Raw genomic sequence first — 17,877 nt, forward strand, 5'->3', positions numbered from 1 at the left:
CCGAAAGATTCGCCCCGCGACCACCCACGCCCGATGATCTCGGGCGCTAACCTGCGAGTTCGCGATCATGAGAGCGTCGGAAACCTCGCGGGTGAACCGAGAGACTAGTCCCTCGACCACCCCACGCCCGATGACCCCAGGCCCTGATCTTGCGAGTTCTCATGGGAGCGTCGGAAACCTGCGGGGCGACCTGACAGATCCGTCCGGCGACCACCAACAGCCGATCAGCCAGGCGCATGAGCTTGCGGCTTCTCGATCACAAGAGCGTCGGAAACCGCGCGGTCGAACCGAGAGACCCCACACGCTGTGCCCGATTCATCGGGCCCTTCTCTCTGTCCCGTGCCCACTGATCACGCGAGGATCCGGGTAACTCCCCGGCCACCTCGAAGCCGCACCCCCGAAAACGTGAGGCCGACTGCCAACGGTCGCGCTACCGGAGCTTCCGCTGAGTCCCGGGGAGGCGGTCGAGTGTTTTCCCGTGCTAGCGTTTTAGGCGCACATTCGGCCGAGCTCCGTAGCTCATTCAAGCGAGCAAGTGGGGGAATTGTGACCACCAACGACCAGAATCTGACGTCGCCGCCTTGGCTGCAAACTGCGGCTGGTGAGTCCGATGAAGCTGCTGCTCCCGATGCGGCCAGCTCCACGTCCGGCGACGCTGACGCGGATGCGGTCGCTGCTGACGCGAAGGGCGATACGGAGAAGCCGGTCGACGCAGAGACCGCGACGGCCGATTCCGGCGAGACCGACTCCGCTGCTGAGCCCGCCGTTGGCCCCGCTGACCAAACCATTTACCAGCCAGGCGGTTTCGCACCGCCCGGTTTCGGGCCGAATGGAGAGCCCGGGTACCCGTCGGGCGAGTTCCCGCAGGGCGGTTTCGCACCACCGCAGCTCGGGCCGAATGGTGAGTTCCCGCCCGGCTTCGCGCCGCCGACGGGCCCCAACGGCGAGTTCGCCCCAGGTTTCGTTCCCGGCTTCGCGCCTGGTTTCGCTCCCCCGCAGGGCCCCAACGGTGAGTTCCAGCCCGGCTTCGCACCGCAGGGCCCCAATGGCGAGTTCCCGCCCGGCTTCGCACCAGGCGGATTCGCGCCGGGCCAAGGTTTCGTACAGTTCGGCCCGAACGGTGAGCCGATTCCCGGCGGACCCCAATCAGGCTTCCCCGCAACTGGTTTCGCGCCAGGCCAAGGTTTCGCGCCGCCCCAATTCGGTCCGAATGGTGAGCCAGCTCCCGGCGGACCCGAATCCGCAGCAAATGGCTTCGCACCAGGCCACGGTTTCGCGCCACCCCAGTTCGGACCGAACGGGGAACCACTTCCCGGTGAATCCGGCGCTGCCGCAACCGGTTTCGCGCCTGGCTTCGCATCCCCCCAGGGGTTCACTACTCCACAGGGAGACCTAGCCGCTGGCGATCCCGAATCCGGTTCAGCCCAGGGCGGTTTCGCTCCCCCGACCGGCGAGCACCCGGCTCCTACCGGCGAGCCGCAGAACCCGCAGAGCGAAGCGATCTACAGCTGGGCTCCCCCGCCCCCGCAGCCGATCTATCAGCAGCCGATGCAACCGGGCATGCCCCCGCAGGGCGCGCCCGGTCAACCAGGTCAACCACAGTGGCAGCAGAGCCAGTACCAACCGTTCCAGCCGCAGCATGTGCCCGCGCCCGGTCAGCCTGGTCATTCGATCAATGACCTGAATCTCCTTCGGCGCGCACGCAAGTCGCCGCGTGGCGGTTGGCGCAAGGCTGTGCACAAGGCATCGGGCGGGATGATCAACCCGGGCGAGTCAGCCGCTGACGTTGTCCACCGCGACCTCGCCGAACGCGTCAACCAGCCGGTGCGCGGCGACTACCGAATCGCGATCCTTTCGCTCAAGGGTGGCGTCGGAAAGACAACGACCACAGTCGGTTTGGGCTCGACCTTCGCTTCGCAGCGTGGCGACCGCGTGATCGCGATCGACGCCAACCCCGACCTCGGCACCCTCGCGCACCGCGTTCCGCGCCAGACCCGGTCGACGGTCCGCAACCTGCTCGAAGACCAGAACATCAGCCGCTACTCCGACGTGCGCGCCCACACCTCCCAGGCCCCGAGTCGCTTGGAAGTGCTTGCGTCCGAACAGGATCCGGCTGTTTCGGAAGCGTTCAGCGAAGCTGATTACCGCAAGGCGATCGGCATTTTGCAGTCGTTCTACAACATCATCCTCACCGACTGTGGCACCGGTCTGATGCACTCGGCGATGGCGGGCGTGCTCGACATGGCCAGCTCGCTTGTCCTGGTAACAAGCCCCGCCATCGACGGCGCCCGCAGCGCATCGGCAACCCTCGACTGGCTCGACCACCACGGCTACAGCAAGCTCGTTGAGCGAACTGTGGTGGTAGTCAACGCTTCTCGTCGCGGCGCATCGAGTGTCGACCTAGACCAGCTACGCAAACTGTTCCTAGACCGCACCCGCGCGGTCCAGATCGTCCCCTTCGACGACCACCTGGCCGAGGGTGCCGAAATCGACTTGGAACTGGTAAGCAAGCCAACCCGCAGGGCCCTCCTCGAATTGGCCGCGATGGTCGCCGACGACTTCGCCTACCAGGCAGTCCAACAGGGCGGCTTCCACCCAGGCCACATCCCCCCTGGCCAAAACCCCCAACCGGGCTACACCCCGCAACAGCAGTACCCGGGAGCCCCGACCCAGTCCTAGGCGTGTGATGCCCCGCCTGACCCAAACGGTCGGGGCACCACCGCCCAGCGCGATACACCCGACGTCGCGCCTACCGCAACCACCTGGTTGCGAAGCGATTGGCATTTTCGTGCACATTCACGCGCAAACTCCCGCTTAAGGACCTGCGACCCCCGAACCCGCACGAATATGCCACCCGTTTCACCCGCGACACGCCTACCAGCGACCCTGCGTCCCGTCATGTGACAATTCGCGCCCTAGAAGTGCGCCGCGTAAATCTCCCGCGCCAACTCATCGCGAAACCCCGCAAACTCTGGATGACCACGCACCGCACCAAAATCCGTCGGGTCACCAACCGCGGCCTTGAACTCTGGCCGCACATCCGCGACTACTCGCCCCGGCTTAGTCCCCATCACAAGCACCCGAGTACCAAGCAAAATCGCCTCGTCGATGCTGTGCGTAACAAACACAACGGTCTTACGCCGATCACGCCACAACGCGAGCAATTCCAACTGCAACCGCTCCCGAGTGAGCGCGTCCAAAGCGCCAAAAGGCTCGTCCATCAACACAACTGACGGATCATTAGCCAGCACCCGTGCGATCTGCGCCCGCTGCTGCTGCCCACCCGACAGCTCATATGGCTTGCGATGCCCCAGTTGGTCAAGGCCAACGAGCTTGAGCAACCGGTCAGCTTCCGCGCGACGCACCGCCTTCGATACCCCGCGCACCTTCGGGCCGAACTCAACATTGCCCCGCACGGTCAACCACGGGTACAGGTTGGCCTGCTGGAATACCACCCCACGCGCAGGATCGGGACCATCGACCACCGCGTCACCCGCCCGCACGAAACCTGTTGTCGGCGTGAGGAACCCAGCAAGCAGGTTCAACAGCGTTGACTTGCCGCAGCCGGAAGGACCGACGACGCAAACGAATTCACCCGTCTCGATGGTGAGATCGGTCGGGGCGAGCACCGGGGTGTCGTAGGACTTGCTGACCCCGGTCAACGTCAGCGTCGTCGGCCCGGCGCTCACTTGGCCGAACTCGCTGCCGGAGTAGCCGCGATGCCGTCCTTGTAAGACTGCGTGCTCCCAACCGCCGCGATGCTGCCCTGGCTGAGCAGGAAGCGAGCGGTGCCTTCGAGGTCACCGGCGAAGCCGCCGCCGAGGTAGCGATCGCCCGCCTGCTCAGCAGCGGTCAGGTATTTGTAGCCGGTGAGCTGGGGCGCAACCTTGTCGGGCGCGATGCCCAGCTGCGCGCCAATCGACACCGCCGCATCGGCAGGCTTCCCGATGATCTCCTTCACTGCCGCATCCTGGACCTTCGCCCACAGCGCGGCAAAGGCGGCGTTGTCGGCGAGGAACTTGCGGTTGCCAAGCGCGACGTCGTACGTCGGCGCGCCCGCGGCAGCGGTTTCGGCGCTGCTGGTCACGACCTTGCCGCCCGCTTCGGTGAGCTTCGACAGCGTGGGGTCCCACACCCACGCCGCGTCGATCTGGCCGCCGTGCCACGCTCCCGGGATCGCTTCGGGCTGCAGGTTGATGAGCTCAACCTGCCCGGTCAGTCCCGCCTTGTCGAGCGCGGCCAGCAAGCTGTAATGCGACGTGCTGCCGAACGGTGTCGCGACCTTCTTGCCGCGCAGTCCGGCGAGCGCGGTAACCGACTTATCCCGCACCACAAGTGATTCCGACGTCCCGATCACATCGTGAATCCACACCACCTGAACGGGGAGGTTCAGCGGAGACGACAACGCTTTGGTCGCGGGCGACGAACCGAGGGTCGCGATATCAAGGCTGCCCGCGCCGAAGGCCTGCACCACATCGGCACCGGAGGAGAACTGGCTCCAGGTGATCTTCGCGTTCGGCGCGCACGCCTGCAACAGGCCGCGATCCTTGACGATGAGGTCCGCATTGGGAATGGCCTGGTAGCCGAGCCGCACGGTGGAAGTGATGCTCGAATCCGGCGCGAACGGGCATGCCGCCGCCTTGGACTCGGTGTCGGTGCGACCCGACTCGACGCAACCGGCGGTCACCGCGGTGACCGCCGCGAGTGCCGATACCGCGGCGACAACGCGGAGTGACTTCATGACTTTCCTTTCCAGGGAACAACTTTGGTGCCGATCGCCGCGATGATGGCGTCGAGCAGCACAGCCGCCACCCCGATCACGATGATGCAGGCGATGGTCAGTGGCGTATTGAGCTGCGTGCCGGAGATGTAGGCCAAGCCGCCGATGCCCGGGATGCCGTTGTTGAGTTCAGCGGCGACAACGGTGGTCCACGCGAACGCGGTCGCGATGCGAATACCGCTGATGACCTGCGGCAATGTGGCGGGCAGGACAACGAGTGCGACCACTTGCGCGCGATTCGCGCCGAGCGACCGGGCGGCGTTGAGGTAGTCGGGTTTCACGGCGAGGACGCCGTCGAGGGTGGCGATCACGATCGGCGGGAAGGCGGCGAGAAAGAGCAACCAGATCTTGGAGGTGTCGCCGATGCCGAACCAGACGATCAGCAGGCCGATGTAACCAAGCGGCGGCAGCGCGCGCAGGAAGTTGATGATGGGCCCGGTGACCCACCTGACCGGTGCGACCATGCCCATCAAGAACCCGACTGCTGGCCCGACGAGTATCGCCGCGCCGACGCCAATCGCGATGCGCTGCATGCTTGCGAGCAGGTGTTCCCACAGGTAGTAGCCCTGTTCGCCGATCACGACCCGGTCGACCCCGTTGGCAATGGTGTGCCTGGAATTCGCGCGAACGAACGCGTCCCATACCGCCGCGGGCGACGGAAGATAAAGCGGGTCGACGAGTTTCAGCGCCGTGACGAGCGTCCACCCGCTCACCACCAAACCGATGGCGACAACCCCAGCCCAGACTGGTCCAACCTGCCATCGCCGACCACCCGGCTGCACGTCGACAGTCGGTGCGGCCATCGTCACCTCAGCGACATCGGTCACCGCACGCTCCTTCGACTAACCCCGCAATGAAGGTATCCGCGCAGGTAGGTCGCTTGGGAGGGTAAAAGTCATGCTGAGTAGAAGCCAGCCGCGCCCACGAGGCAGCGCCTGCCGCAACTAAATGGTTGCCAAACGACTGGCATTTTCGTGCACGTTCACGCGCAAAACCTCACTCGGGCCCCTCAGCGCCCCGAACCCGCACGAAAATGCCACCCTTCCCGTGCGGCTGAAGAACCTCTTCTCGACGGTGAGGTCCATAACCCTCACTCCCCGCCGACAACACCCTGCGCAGCCGCGACAAACGCCTCAAGTACCGCACCAACTGCCGCCCCCTGCGTCCCCGCCCGCGTCACCAACTCATACACCCGCGCCGCGCGCACCCCCTCCAATCGCAATATCACCAAATCTGGGTGCGCGACCGCGTATCGCGGCATCAACGCGACCCCATACCCCGACGCAACCAACGTCTCGATCACCCGAAAGTCGTTCAACCGCTGCACGATTCGCGGACGAACCCCGGTAACTGTCGCGATCGACTCAAGCACATCGTCGACCGGAAATCCGCCGCGCACGCTGATCCAACTCTCGTCGGCCAACTCGTCAGGTCGCACCGATTCCCGACCGGCAAGCGGATGACCTCGTGCGACAACAACATCGATCGGTTCACGCATCAACGGTCGACACGCCAAGCGCGGTCCCGACAACGCGGGAGCACGTTCGTCGCGGTGACTCAACACGATGTCGTAGTCGGCCAACAATGACCCCGCCTTGCTCGGCGGTAAATCCTCGTCACCCGCGATCACCTCGACGCCGCTACCGGCAAGCAACGCGAAAACCGGCGGCAGTAGCAGCGCGGCGCCCGACGGGAACGACGCGACGCGAACCTGCCCGCGCGGCATTCCCCGATAGCTCGCCATCTCGTCGACGGCGCGGTCCATCGCGGCGAGCACGTCGTCGGCGCGCAGCACAAGCGCATGACCCGCGTCGGTAAGCCGCACCCTGCGCCCGTCGGGCTCAAGCAACGCGACCCCAGCCTCGCGCGCCAGCACCTTCAACTGCTGCGACACCGCTGACGACGTCATCGACAGCGCTTCGGCGACCGCAGCAACCGTCCCGCGATCTGCGAGTTCCCGCAAGACCCGCAACCGCTCAACCGAAAACATGAAGTAAAACTACCGTATTAGTCCACAATAATTCGATTGTGCTGCACATTTAGCGACCCGCACGATAAACAGCGTGACCCCTCGTGACCGCATGCTCGCCCTCTTCGTCGTCCTGCTCTGGGGCCTGAATTTCCTCGCGTTGCGCGCGGGCCTTGACCACTTCCCGCCCATGTTCTTCGCCGCATTGCGCTTCGCGGTACTCGCGATTCCGGTGCTGATCTTCATCCCCCGCCCCGACGTCCCCGTCCGCTGGCTCGTGCTTTACGGCCTCGGTTTCGGCGTTGGTCAGTTCGCTTTCCTTTTCACCGCGATGCGACTAGGCATGCCAACCGGTTTGGCCTCGCTCGTGCTCCAATCATCAGCACCGTTCACCGTCGTGCTCGGCGCGATTCTGTTGCGCGAGAAGCTCACTCGCGTGCAGATGATCGGGCTCGCTGTCGCGGTCGGCGGCATGGCGATCATCGGCGCTGACCGGCTCGCCAACGCCACCTTGGTGCCTGTCCTGTTGTGCCTGGCGGCAGGGCTGTCCTGGGCATTCGGCAACCTCGGCGCGCGCAAGACTCCCGCGACCAACCCGCTGCACGTGACGCTATGGATGTCGGTAGTGCCACCGCTGCCACTGTTCGCGCTCTCGATGGCGATCGAAGGCCCAACGGCAGGCATTAATGCCTTCGCCCGCGCCACCCACGACGGTCATGCCGCCTTCGTCGCACTGGCCTACACCGTCATCGCCGCGACGATCTGCGGCTCGGGCCTGTGGACATATCTGATGAGCCGCTACCCGGCCGGAGTGGTAGCCCCCTTCTCACTGCTCGTCCCGATTGTGGGGTTCACCGCGGCCTGGCTGGTGCTCCACGAGGAGCCGAGCGTGTTTTCGCTGGTTGGCGGGGCGATCGTCATTCTTGGCGCGGCAGCGGCAACTGGCGTTCGCATACCGGGCGGGCGGCAGGTTTCCCCAGAACTTGCTCGGATCTGACAGGAAGCAACCCGCAACCGTCGGTGACCTGGTTAGCATGTGGCTCGTTGCTGGTACTCGCGTCGCTATACAGTAATAGCTAATTGCAAGCAATACTCCCAACAGGTAGCTGGACAAAAACCATGGCGAAAATGCGGTGGCCCGTCTCGCGAAGGACGTTTCTTCGCGGCACGGTCGCAGCGGGGGCGATCACGGCGGGGGCCGCATCTATCGCACGTGGTGTCGCGTTTGGCGCACCGGCTGGGCGTCGCGTCGCGGTGATTGGCGGCGGCGTCGCTGGCCTCACCGCAGCCCATGAGCTGGGCGAACGCGGCTTCGATGTCACCGTTTATGAGGCTCGCGAGTTAGGCGGAAAAGCGCGCAGCATCGGTTTCGCTGGCACCGGACGCGACGGTCGACCCGACCTCCCCGGCGAGCACGGCTTCCGTTTCTTCCCTGGTTTCTACCAAAACTTGCCAGAAACAATGCGTCGCATTCCGGTTGCCGGCAATGCCGACGGCGTCTGGTCGAACCTGCTTACCGTCCCCGAAGCGCGATTCTCGCGACGCGACGCCGATGACGTTCTCCTCGCACTTCCCGAGGGCCTGCTCAGTCCCGCGAGCCCGGAATCCATTTCCGAAACCATTGGCGCGACGCTATCGACAATGACGAAAATGTCGTCCCAGGAACTTGCCTATTTCACTAACCGGCTCATGGTGTTTAACACCAGTTGCGATGCCCGCCGTTTCGGTCAGTGGGAACACACGTCATGGCATGACTTCGTCCACGGTAATCAGCGTTCGCATGAATTCCGGGCGCTGATTTCTCGCTCGCTCACGTCAATCATGGTGGCAGCCAAGGAGAATCTGGCGAGCACGCGAACCATTGGGGCGATGGGTGAACAGTTCCTCGGCAACCCGCTCGGCCTTGGCAACGACGGTGGCCTCGACCGCGTGCTCAACAACACGACCAACGCCGCGTGGATCGACCCGTGGGTCGCGCATCTGCGCTCGCTTGGCGTGCGGTTCGAGACCGATGCGCGCGTTGACGCGTTGAGCGTGCGCGATAAACGCATTAGTGCCGCGCGTACGAGCTCGGGTAAGACGATCGACGCCGACTACTTCATTGTCGCGCTGCCCGTAGAACAGGCGCGAAAGCTGTGGTCAAGTGAAATCCTTTCTCTCGCACCGGAATACGAAGCGATGAACAATCTGTTCGTCGACTGGATGAACGGCATGCAGATCTACTTCCGTTCGCCGTTGAATATTTCGCGTGGTCACGCCGCCTACGTCGACTCGCCGTGGTCGCTCACGTCCATCAGCCAGAACCAGCTCTGGACAACCAAGCTCCCAAGTTTCGGCGACGGCACGGTCGCCGACTGCCTTTCCGTCGACATCTCCGACTGGAACACGCCAGGCATGCTTTACGGCAAACCCGCAAAGGAATGCACGCACGAGGAAATCTTCCGCGAAGTGTGGGCGCAACTGACCGCGCACCTCAACGATCGCGAACAATTGCTCCGCCCAGCGGATGCGCATTCCTGGTTCCTCGATCCAGGCATTACCTGGCAGGGCAGCCGAAATGACAACGCCGATCCACTGTTGATTAACACCGCGGGGTCGTGGGATTCGCGGCCAAACGCACGCGGGCCGATCGAAAATCTATTCCTCGCCGGCGACTACGTGCGCACCGACATCGACCTCGCGACGATGGAAGGCGCGAATGAATCGGCGAAGATGGCGGTGAACGCGCTGCTTGACGTCGCGGGATCATCGGCCCCACGCGCGACGACGCTGCGGCTGCGGCGCACGCCCGAACTCGAACCCATGCGCGCGCTCGACGCCCAACGGTACGCACAGGGTTTGCCCAATATCTTGGATGTTCAGCCTTAGCGGGTCCGCCAAGCGCGTGCACCCGTCGCGCACATAGACTCGCTGCGTGGCAGACATCTCGATGCGCGGGCGCCTTGCCCTGCGGGCAGCGGCGGCGGCGTCGTGGGCTTCGCAGAAGGCCGGACGCGGCAAAGGTTCGATGATCGGCGGCCTGATCGCGTTGCAGATCGACCCGTCGATCATGACGCAACTTGGGCGCGGCAGGCGGACCGTGCTGGTCACCGGCACGAACGGCAAGTCGACGACTACCCGCATGACCACCGCTGCCCTCGGCACGCTCGGCCCCGTCGCGACCCAGGCCGACGGTGCCAACATGGACGCGGGCATTGTCGCGGCATTAAGCCAGCACCTCGACGTGCCGCTCGCCGCGATCGAGGTCGATGAACTGCACTTGCCGCACGTCAGCGACGCGCTTGAGCCGTCGGCGATCGTGCTGTTGAACCTGTCGCGCGACCAGCTCGACCGCGTCGGCGAGATCAACATGATCGAACGCAAGCTGCGCGCCGGGCTCGCGAAGCATCCGCAAGCGGTCGTGATCGCCAACTGCGACGACGTGCTTGTGTCGTCGATCGCCTACGACCACCCGAACGTGGTGTGGGTCGCCGCGGGCAGCGGGTGGGCTGTCGACGCGACAAGTTGTCCGCGCAGCGGCGAGCCGATCGTCTGGGAAGGCGACAACTGGCGTTCGACTGGCACGGATTTCCAACGCCCACAGCCGGATTGGTGGCTGGATGGCGAATTCGTCTGCGGCCCTGACGGTTTCCGCGCACCACTTTCGTTGGCCCTTCCTGGTCGCGCGAACCGGGGCAATGCGGCACAGGCCGTTGCCGCCGCTGTCGCGCTTGGCGCGGACGCGCTGAAGGCGGTCGACGCGACTAGCACCGTGCGCGAGATCGCTGGGCGATACCGCACGGTCACCGTTGGCGACCACGACGCGCGACTGCTCCTCGCGAAGAACCCGGCTGGGTGGCAGGAAGCGCTTTCGATGATCGAGCCGAGTTCGGCTGGGCTCGTGATCGCGGTCAACGGGCAGGTGCCCGACGGCGAAGATCTGTCGTGGCTGTGGGACGTGCGATTTGAGCACTTCGAAGGAGTGCAGGTTGTGGCATCCGGTGAGCGCGGCACCGACCTCGCGGTGCGCCTGACCTACGCTGGCGTCCCACACACCCTCGTGCCCGACCCGCTCGACGCCATTAAATCGTGCCCGTCCGGCCACGTTGAAGTGCTGGCCAACTACACCGCGTTCCGCGACCTCAACCGCGATCTGGAGGCGCGCGCATGAGCGAATCGACAATCCGCATCGGCCTTGTTTTGCCCGACGTCATGGGCACGTACGGCGACGGCGGTAATGCTTTGGTCCTGCGACAGCGGTTGCGGATGCGCGGATACGACGCCGAAATCGTGGAAATCACACTGGCCGATCCGGTGCCGGATTCGCTCGACATCTACACGCTTGGTGGTGCGGAAGACTCCGCGCAGCGGTTGGCGACGCGCCACTTGCAGCGGTACCCGGGGTTGCAGCAGGCGGCAGCGAAAGGCGCTCCGGTGCTTGCGATTTGCGCCGCGATCCAGGTGCTCGGCAATTGGTATCAGACCTCCGCTGGCGAAAAGGTCGACGGCGTAAGCCTTTTCGATGTCACCACGTCGCCGCAGGACACGCGCGCGATCGGCGAGGTGACGACCACGCCCGTGCTTGAGGGACTTAGCGCGCCGCTGACCGGCTTCGAAAACCACCGCGGCGGAACCCTGCTCGGCGCTGCGGCGTCGCCACTTGCCCGGGTGACGCGCGGTGTTGGCAACGGGGTTGGCGATGGGACTGAAGGCGTGGTGCAGGGTTCAGTACTCGGCACGTACCTGCACGGCCCCGCCTTGGCGCGAAACCCAGAATTGGCCGATTACTTGATCGCACGGGCTTTGGGTGTATCGCCGAACGAACTTGCCCCACTTGACCTGCCGGAAGTCGCACAGCTGCGACGCGAGCGATTGCGCGCGTAAGGGGACCCGCGAATCGTCACTTGACGGACGTGGAGCATGCGCTTCGGCGTGTCGCACCCGAACTGGTTGGCATTTTCGTGCACGTTCGAGGCTGAACCAGCCGAAAACGGCCTTTGCACGTGAACGCGCACGAAAATGCCAACGACGGCAGGTACGACACGCCTGGACGCACCGCTTCTTACCCGACCGGCACCAAGCTCCCGCACAGCTCGTGCACCAACCGCATCTTGCGAAGCACTGGTTCGGGCAGCACGAATGGGTACAGGTCATCGTGGCCCATGCTGCGGTTCAGCATGTTCAGCGACCACGCCAACGGCAACCACAGTTCGATGATTTTGTCGAAGCCCGCGCGGCCGACCTGTGGGCGGTCGAGAGTCGCGCCTGCGGGCGCGAACCCGAAGGCCGCGGCCGTATCCAGGGTGTCGCGGATATGCAGGTAGTGCGCGAAGGTTTCGGCCCAGTCTTCGGCCGGGTGCATTGTCGCGTACGCCGACACGTAGTCGCGTTCCCAACCCGGGGTCGCGCCGGATGCGTAGTAGCGGTCGACGGCGGCGCGGTAGTCGCTGTATGGGTCGCCGAATAGGTCCGTGAACTGGGGTGATGCGCCGGTTTCGGCGACCAGCACGGTGAAGTAGTAGTGGCCGATCTCGTGCCGGAAATGGCCGAGCAAGGTGCGGTACGGCTCGGCCATCGCGACGCGCAGCTGTTCGCGATGGGGGTCGTCGGCTTCGGCGAGGTCGAGGGTCACGACACCGCCAAGGTGACCGGTGCGCACCCGGGTTGTTCGGCTCGACAGCAGGTCGAAGGCGAGCCCGTTCGGGTTGGCATCCGAGCGTCCATCGACCGGCAGTCCCAGTTCAACAAGCTCAAAGATCAAGCGGCGCTTCGCTGTTTCCGCTTCGGCGAACGCCGCGAGCCCGTCCCGGTCTGAGTCGTTGGGACGGGTACGCGTGAGCTGGCACGATTCGCACAGCCCCTCTTCGGCGACAAGCCAATTGCACCGCGCCACATGCATATTCGCGCACAGTCGGTAGCGCTGCGCGTCGACAACCCCTTGTTCCGGTGCGTCGGCTTCGCTCAAGATCACGAGTGCGCGGTCGCGTAGCGAGAAACCGAGTCGGCTGGAGCAGGCTAAGCAGACCGAATTTTCAAAAGCCAACCGTTGCCCACAGTTTGGACACGTGAAATCGCGCATAGCCGCACCTCCGCATAAGCAACGTTGCCCTACCAGCGGGCTTCGCGCCGCGCTTGCGCCGATAATGTCACGCGATCGCCGCCGAACCGACTAGACACCGCCTAGTAGGGAGCGCCCGGGCGGTCTCCCGCGCCTATGTTCCGCCAAGCAAGCGCCAGGCACCATCGCGCGCGCGTGCCACACCGACCGCGTCGCCACCCCACAACCGCGAATTCCCGTCGGCGGGTCGCGAACTCGCAACGCTGCCGTACCGCCCGGCCGACCCCGCTCCTAAGTTCCGCCAAGCAAGCGCCAGACAACCTCGCGCTCACGTGCCACGTCGATCTCCGCACCGCCCGACAGTCGCGAAAGTAGCTCGGACAGTCCCCAACTCGCCAGGTACCCGTAGCGCGCTGAGTAAATGCCGACCTCGTTGATCCGGTACGTATCGCTGTGGTCGAACAGCGCGTACGTGATCACCTGGTACAGGTCGACGGTCGACAGTGAATCCGAGCGCAGGCCCGTCCTCGCGTTCTTCGCGCCCAAGTGGGTCTTGATGTCGATCAACAACCCATCCGCGATCAGGTCCGCGTCCGCGTTCACCAGTTTCGACGCGTCGAAAGTTGGGCCCGGGTAGAACGGCGGGCGCAATTTGGGAAGAAAGTGCTGGTCAGCGACTCCGCGCAGCTCCCACAACTGGCGGATCGCATCGGGCGGCGCGAGCGACAACAGCGACGCGGGGTCGAACCGTCCCGCCTCCAACAACGACGCCAACGCCGAATCACGAAGCAACCCACGGCGATACACATCCGTACACAGGGCAAGTGCCCAGCACGCGCGACTCAGTCGATCAACATCCTCCGAGTCCGCCGAAGCCGCCGCCGATGCGCTCGCGACCCCAATCACGTCCTCGATCACCGCCAACTCGTGCGGGTGCCCGAAGAAGCCGAGCAGCGCGATCACCGGCGCGTGGTTGGGGACAAGCAGGAACCGAACGAGGAAGTCGAAGGCCGAACCGAGCGTCGCGGGGTTGGCCGGGTTCACTGTCGCGGAATCGACGAGCAGCGGCCCACTCCCCCGCCGAAACTCCGCCTGAATCGGCCTTACGTCAGGAAACCGCTGGTCAAGGTACTCCCGCAGCGGCGACTTCTTGTCGCGAAGAGCGGCCGACAAGTTCGTGTACACATACATCGACCGGCCCTCGCTTCATTAGGGGATGGGTGCAACGTCGACGGAAACGCGAATGGTCGACTGTTTGGCGTCGGTGTAAATGATGCCCCGCAACGGCGGCACATCGGCGTAATCGCGACCCCACGCCACAGTCACGTAGCGTTCGTCGGCGAATTGGTCGTTGGTCGGGTCAAAGGCGACCCAACTGCCCGTCCGGTCGTCGTCGGTCACCCCGGGCACCCAAACCGCCGCCCACGCGTGCGTCGCGTCGACCCCGACCATGCGTTCTTTGCCCGGCGGCGGGTCGGTCGCGAGATACCCCGACACGTATCGGGCGGCTAACCCATGCGACCGCAGGCAGGCCGCCCCGATCCGCGCGAAGTCCTGACAGACGCCTTCGCGCGCGGCGAAGACGTCGGCGACCTTGGTGCTCACGGTTGTCGACCCCGAGCGATAGCGAAAGTCGTTGTGTATCCGCGTATTTAGCTCGGCAACAGCATCAAGCAAACTGCGACCGGGCGTGAAACTCTCCGCAGCGTAATCGAATACCTCGGGCGTGATCTCGGGCGGCGTGAGGTCGAGCGTGAACTCGACAGCGAGCGGCCCGTTCGCCCCGCTCGGGCGCGCCTGCTCCCACGGCAGATCGACGCCAGGCACGGTAGCTGGGTCGATCGGGTCGACCTCAACAAACGACTCGCCGGTCACGTCCAACGCGCGATGCTCGGCGGTGACGTGAAAATACGTTGTCGTGTTGCCGTAAACGTCGGTGCCGATCGAGCGGTCCGAAGGCACGGGGTCGATCACAATATCGTGGTCGGAAAGCCGCTGACCAGGGCATTCCCTGGGCGTCAGATAGGCGCGACCGTACGAACTCGTGACAGCGTCGGAGTAGCTGTAGGTGGTCTTGTGCGTGACCTTGAAGCGCCTCATCCCACCATCCTCGTGTTGCCCCAGAGCGGTTGAATATCAACGGGCAGTGCCAGTTTGGTCGTCTCAAACGATTCCGACAGCTTCCGTAATCGCAGATGCACCCCGTCGAGCAGTTCGACCAGTTCCGTGCGCGCCTGCCCGTCGTCGGTGGCATCCAGGTCAGCGGGGTCAACGCGACGCAGCATCCGTTGCGCGTCGGCGAGCAGTCGCTGCGAACGCGACGAGCCGGTGCCGCCCGGCAGGGCGTGGAAGTCGGCTTCGAGGCGGTCGAGTTGGTAGACGAGCGAACGTGGGTTGCCCGCGTCGAAGAGCAACAGCCCACTAAGTGCGGCGACGTCCGCCGAACCACGGTGTCGCCGACGGTAACTCACTGCTGACTCTGTCGCGACGAGCACCGATTCGGTGACAACCCGCTCGACCTCCGGCGAATTGAGCTGTCCGAGCGTCGATTTCAGTAGCGCGGTCAGTGCGAGACCACGCTCGATCCGCTTGCCGATATCCATCACGTACCAACCTGTGTCGCGCACCAGCGATTCCGCGCCGATGCCCGACAGCGAAAGCAATGCCGCGAGAGCCAACGAGTGCACATCTTGGAGCGCGTTCTCCTGCTCGGCGTCGGCATTGCGGAAGGCGGCGAGCGCGCGGTCGACGGCACCGATGATCATCCAGGTGTCGCTCGACAGCTGGTCACGCACCGCGCGCGCTGCCGCGCCATACCGGTCGACGGCATGCGCGAGCGAACCCGATAGCTCGCTGTCGCCGGTAAGCGACGCGAGGTATTTGAACCCGTCCGCCGACGCGCCTGCCACGCGCGCGCCGATCGCGGCGGTTGTCGCGGCGTCGGATGGCGGGTGCACCGCGCTGCGGAACCGGCCCTGCGACTGACGCGGAACTTCCGCGACGAGAGTCAGCGGATCGTCGAATTGTGATCGCACCGAGCGCTTTTCCTCCGCAGATTCAACCTCGCTCGCGTCCGAATCGCGACGAGGCGCGGTTCCCGTAGTCCGCAACGCACGCGCCAGCGCGCTCGTACCGGTGTGTTCCCATGCGGAATCTGCCTGTGGTGCACCAGCTTCCACGGCTTCGGGCCCGTCGACCGGAACCGCGGGCGCGCTCACCGCGTCAACGTCGGCATCAAGTTCGAGGTCCAAATCAGCGGGTGGCTCCGGCGGCGTGACCGCGTTTCCCGTCGCGCTGCGCAAAACCGCTTCTGGCGCAAAGGTTCCCGTTGTCGCGGACAACGCGCGCATCAAGATCGGCAAGGCGTCTGCACCATCGAGCCACGGTCGGTAGCGGTAGTCCTGATACACGTCGTGCGTGGCGGCAAGCAGCCGAACAACCGACTCCGCCCGCTCGCTGTAGCGGCCCATCCAAAACAGGTCGTTGAGCACACGCGGCGAACTGACAGCTTCCACAACGGGCACCGCACGACGCGACCGGTCTTCGAACGCCGACTCAGTGGTGGCGGCAGGCGACGTTGTCGCCGCGCGCACCCAAATGTCTTTTGCCGCAACCTTAATCACGCTGCGCGTAGGTTCGAGACGCATCCGCTGCTGACCAAGTCCGCCTGACATCGCGGTATAACCACCACGTCTTGCCAGCGAAAACAGTCGCATCCCGACTGGTACCGGCGAGAACCCGCCATCGAAATCGACAGCCGGGGCAACCGAGAACTCGGCAGGTTCGACGCCAATCCACTTCCACGGTTCGGCTTCGATGCGCGCGGAAAGTTCGGCTCGCTCGGCGGCGCTCAGTGTTGGCCCGAATTGCGTCGAACCATCGACCGTCGACCGAATTACCAGGTCAGGGAGGTTCGTGAGCAGGTGTGAGCGCTCCAGCGCATCGCCAGCCCAGTACGTGGGCGGGCTGTCGAGCAGCAGGTCCTCACTCACGAGCGACCGCGCGATCTTCGGCAAAAACGCCGCGATCGCAGGCGACTCAAGCAACCCGCTGCCGAGCGTGTTGACCACCGTCACCGCGCCGCGCCGCAGCACCTCAACGAGGCCGACAACGCCGAGCCGCGAATCTGGGCGAAGGTCGAGCGGGTCGGAGAATTCGGCGTCGACGCGGCGCAGCACAACGTCGACGCGTTCCAGACTGCCAAGCGACCGCATCCACAGCGCACCGTCGCGCACGACGAGGTCGGCGCTCTCGACGAGCGGAAAGCCGAGCATCTGCGCGAGATATGCCTGGTCAAACGCGGTTTCGGAATTTGAACCTGGGCTCAGCACAACCACAACGGGCTCTTCGCCATCGGCCAATTCCGGCGCGGCTTCGGCAAGCATCAACCGCATCGCCCGCGCGAACGGCGTGAGCGGACGCGGCCCAGCGTGTTCGAACGCGGCCGGAATCGCCGACGAGACGACGCGCCGGTCGGCAAGCGCGTAACCGGCCCCCGACGGTGCCTGCGCCCAGTCGGCGAGCACGCGGAACTGGCCGTCGCTCCACCGACTGATGTCGCACGCGTGCAGGAAAAGCTGGTGCCGCCCGGGCACGGTGATGCCATGCGCGGCCCGCACGTACCCGGTGTTGCCGAAAACCAATTCCGGCGGCAGCAAGCCCGACGTCAGCAGTCGGCGTGGGCCGTATAGGTCGGTGAGGACCTCGTCGAGGACGAGCGAACGCTGTGTGAGACCGGTTTCGAGGCGCGTCCAGTCGTCAGCCGAGACCAACAGCGGGATGGGGTCGAGTCGCCACGGCTTCGGCGTCGCGGTTTCGACGCCCGGCACCATTTCGGTGTAGGTGACGCCGTCGTCTTCGATCTGGCGACGCACGCGGTAGTCGATGCGGTTGAGGCCGCCTTCGCCCTGCTCGACGAAGTCGGCCGACAGCTCCGACCACATCGACCGCACCTCGCCGCGCCCGTCGACCAGCTCGTCGTAATAGCCGTCGGTCGGCAAGCCGCACTCGTCAAAGCGGGCTTGCGCGCCACTGTTTGCCCGGTACCGCGCGAACTGTCCACGCATCGCATCATCGCGCTGTGCCACCGAG

General features: G+C 65.0%; 13 protein-coding genes. 5 read left to right on the plus strand and 8 right to left on the minus strand.

Features of this window, described 5'->3' with window-relative positions:
* Nucleotides 1-1,128 precede the first annotated feature (1,128 nt).
* Nucleotides 1,129-2,679 carry a MinD/ParA family ATP-binding protein gene (locus IEX78_RS24350; protein WP_229684097.1) on the plus strand — a complete coding sequence of 517 codons (1,551 nt, stop codon included), beginning with the start codon at nt 1,129-1,131 and terminating at the stop codon, nt 2,677-2,679.
* A 236-nt stretch (nt 2,680-2,915) separates the two neighbouring features.
* Here the strand turns inward: IEX78_RS24350 and IEX78_RS18345 are convergent, their stop codons facing one another.
* From IEX78_RS18345 to IEX78_RS18360, 4 genes are all read right to left on the minus strand, one after another.
* Nucleotides 2,916-3,689: an ABC transporter ATP-binding protein gene (locus IEX78_RS18345; RefSeq protein ID WP_188830181.1), complete on the minus strand. Its 774-nt coding sequence runs from the start codon at nt 3,687-3,689 to the stop codon at nt 2,916-2,918.
* The gene (locus IEX78_RS18350; protein ID WP_188830182.1) at nt 3,686-4,741 is read right to left on the minus strand and encodes a taurine ABC transporter substrate-binding protein; all 1,056 of its coding nucleotides are present in this window, start codon (nt 4,739-4,741) and stop codon (nt 3,686-3,688) included. The genes IEX78_RS18345 and IEX78_RS18350 overlap by 4 nt, the downstream gene beginning before the upstream one ends.
* Entirely contained in the window at nt 4,738-5,607 is an 870-nt protein-coding gene (locus IEX78_RS18355) for an ABC transporter permease (RefSeq protein WP_229684079.1), read from the minus strand. Before IEX78_RS18355 ends, IEX78_RS18350 begins: the two co-directional genes overlap by 4 nt.
* A 263-nt stretch (nt 5,608-5,870) precedes the next feature.
* Nucleotides 5,871-6,770, minus strand: coding sequence for a LysR family transcriptional regulator (locus tag IEX78_RS18360; protein ID WP_188830183.1), 900 nt, complete (start codon nt 6,768-6,770; stop codon nt 5,871-5,873).
* Between the two features lie 73 nt (nt 6,771-6,843).
* On the opposite strand from IEX78_RS18360, the gene IEX78_RS18365 reads away from it, so the two are divergent.
* The 4 genes from IEX78_RS18365 (at nt 6,844) to IEX78_RS18380 (ending at nt 11,612) form a co-directional block, all read left to right on the plus strand.
* On the plus strand, nt 6,844-7,746 hold the full coding sequence (locus tag IEX78_RS18365) for an EamA family transporter (protein ID WP_188830184.1): 903 nt from the start codon (nt 6,844-6,846) through the stop codon (nt 7,744-7,746).
* A gap of 131 nt (nt 7,747-7,877) precedes the next feature.
* Complete coding sequence (locus tag IEX78_RS18370) at nt 7,878-9,617, plus strand: hydroxysqualene dehydroxylase (protein ID WP_188830185.1); 1,740 nt, start codon at nt 7,878-7,880, stop codon at nt 9,615-9,617.
* Nucleotides 9,618-9,678: 61 nt separating this feature from the next.
* Nucleotides 9,679-10,899 (plus strand): Mur ligase family protein, encoded by a 1,221-nt coding sequence (locus IEX78_RS18375; RefSeq protein WP_188830294.1) that lies wholly within the window; start codon nt 9,679-9,681, stop codon nt 10,897-10,899.
* Entirely contained in the window at nt 10,896-11,612 is a 717-nt protein-coding gene (locus tag IEX78_RS18380) for a type 1 glutamine amidotransferase (RefSeq protein ID WP_188830186.1), read from the plus strand. Before IEX78_RS18375 ends, IEX78_RS18380 begins: the two co-directional genes overlap by 4 nt.
* 178 nt (nt 11,613-11,790) lie before the next feature.
* On the opposite strand, the gene IEX78_RS18385 is transcribed toward IEX78_RS18380, so the two are convergent.
* The 4 genes from IEX78_RS18385 to IEX78_RS18400 all read right to left on the minus strand — a co-directional run bounded on the left by IEX78_RS18385 (nt 11,791) and on the right by IEX78_RS18400 (nt 17,852).
* The gene (locus IEX78_RS18385; RefSeq protein ID WP_188830187.1) at nt 11,791-12,807 is read right to left on the minus strand and encodes a zinc-binding metallopeptidase family protein; all 1,017 of its coding nucleotides are present in this window, start codon (nt 12,805-12,807) and stop codon (nt 11,791-11,793) included.
* Nucleotides 12,808-13,077: 270 nt separating this feature from the next.
* A complete protein-coding gene (locus tag IEX78_RS18390; RefSeq protein ID WP_188830188.1) occupies nt 13,078-13,977 on the minus strand; it encodes a hypothetical protein in 900 nt (299 codons plus the stop codon).
* 18 nt (nt 13,978-13,995) lie between these two features.
* The gene (locus tag IEX78_RS18395; protein ID WP_188830189.1) at nt 13,996-14,886 is read right to left on the minus strand and encodes a transglutaminase family protein; all 891 of its coding nucleotides are present in this window, start codon (nt 14,884-14,886) and stop codon (nt 13,996-13,998) included.
* On the minus strand, nt 14,883-17,852 hold the full coding sequence (locus tag IEX78_RS18400) for a circularly permuted type 2 ATP-grasp protein (RefSeq protein ID WP_188830295.1): 2,970 nt from the start codon (nt 17,850-17,852) through the stop codon (nt 14,883-14,885). Before IEX78_RS18400 ends, IEX78_RS18395 begins: the two co-directional genes overlap by 4 nt.
* Between the last annotated feature and the right edge of the window lie 25 nt (nt 17,853-17,877).

It is taken from the genome of Nocardia camponoti (assembly GCF_014646135.1).
GTDB classification, from domain to species: Bacteria; Actinomycetota; Actinomycetes; order Mycobacteriales; family Mycobacteriaceae; genus Nocardia; species Nocardia camponoti.

Coding starts and splice junctions, on each gene's coding strand:
- IEX78_RS18395 (WP_188830189.1), bottom strand. CDS start 14,886: ATGAGGCGCTTCAAGGTCACGCACAAGACCACCTACAGCTACTCCGAC.
- IEX78_RS18370 (WP_188830185.1), top strand. CDS start 7,878: ATGCGGTGGCCCGTCTCGCGAAGGACGTTTCTTCGCGGCACGGTCGCA.
- IEX78_RS18360 (WP_188830183.1), bottom strand. CDS start 6,770: ATGTTTTCGGTTGAGCGGTTGCGGGTCTTGCGGGAACTCGCAGATCGC.
- IEX78_RS18375 (WP_188830294.1), top strand. CDS start 9,679: ATGCGCGGGCGCCTTGCCCTGCGGGCAGCGGCGGCGGCGTCGTGGGCT.
- IEX78_RS18390 (WP_188830188.1), bottom strand. CDS start 13,977: ATGTATGTGTACACGAACTTGTCGGCCGCTCTTCGCGACAAGAAGTCG.
- IEX78_RS18380 (WP_188830186.1), top strand. CDS start 10,896: ATGAGCGAATCGACAATCCGCATCGGCCTTGTTTTGCCCGACGTCATG.
- IEX78_RS18385 (WP_188830187.1), bottom strand. CDS start 12,807: ATGCGCGATTTCACGTGTCCAAACTGTGGGCAACGGTTGGCTTTTGAA.
- IEX78_RS18350 (WP_188830182.1), bottom strand. CDS start 4,741: ATGAAGTCACTCCGCGTTGTCGCCGCGGTATCGGCACTCGCGGCGGTC.
- IEX78_RS18400 (WP_188830295.1), bottom strand. CDS start 17,852: ATGCGTGGACAGTTCGCGCGGTACCGGGCAAACAGTGGCGCGCAAGCC.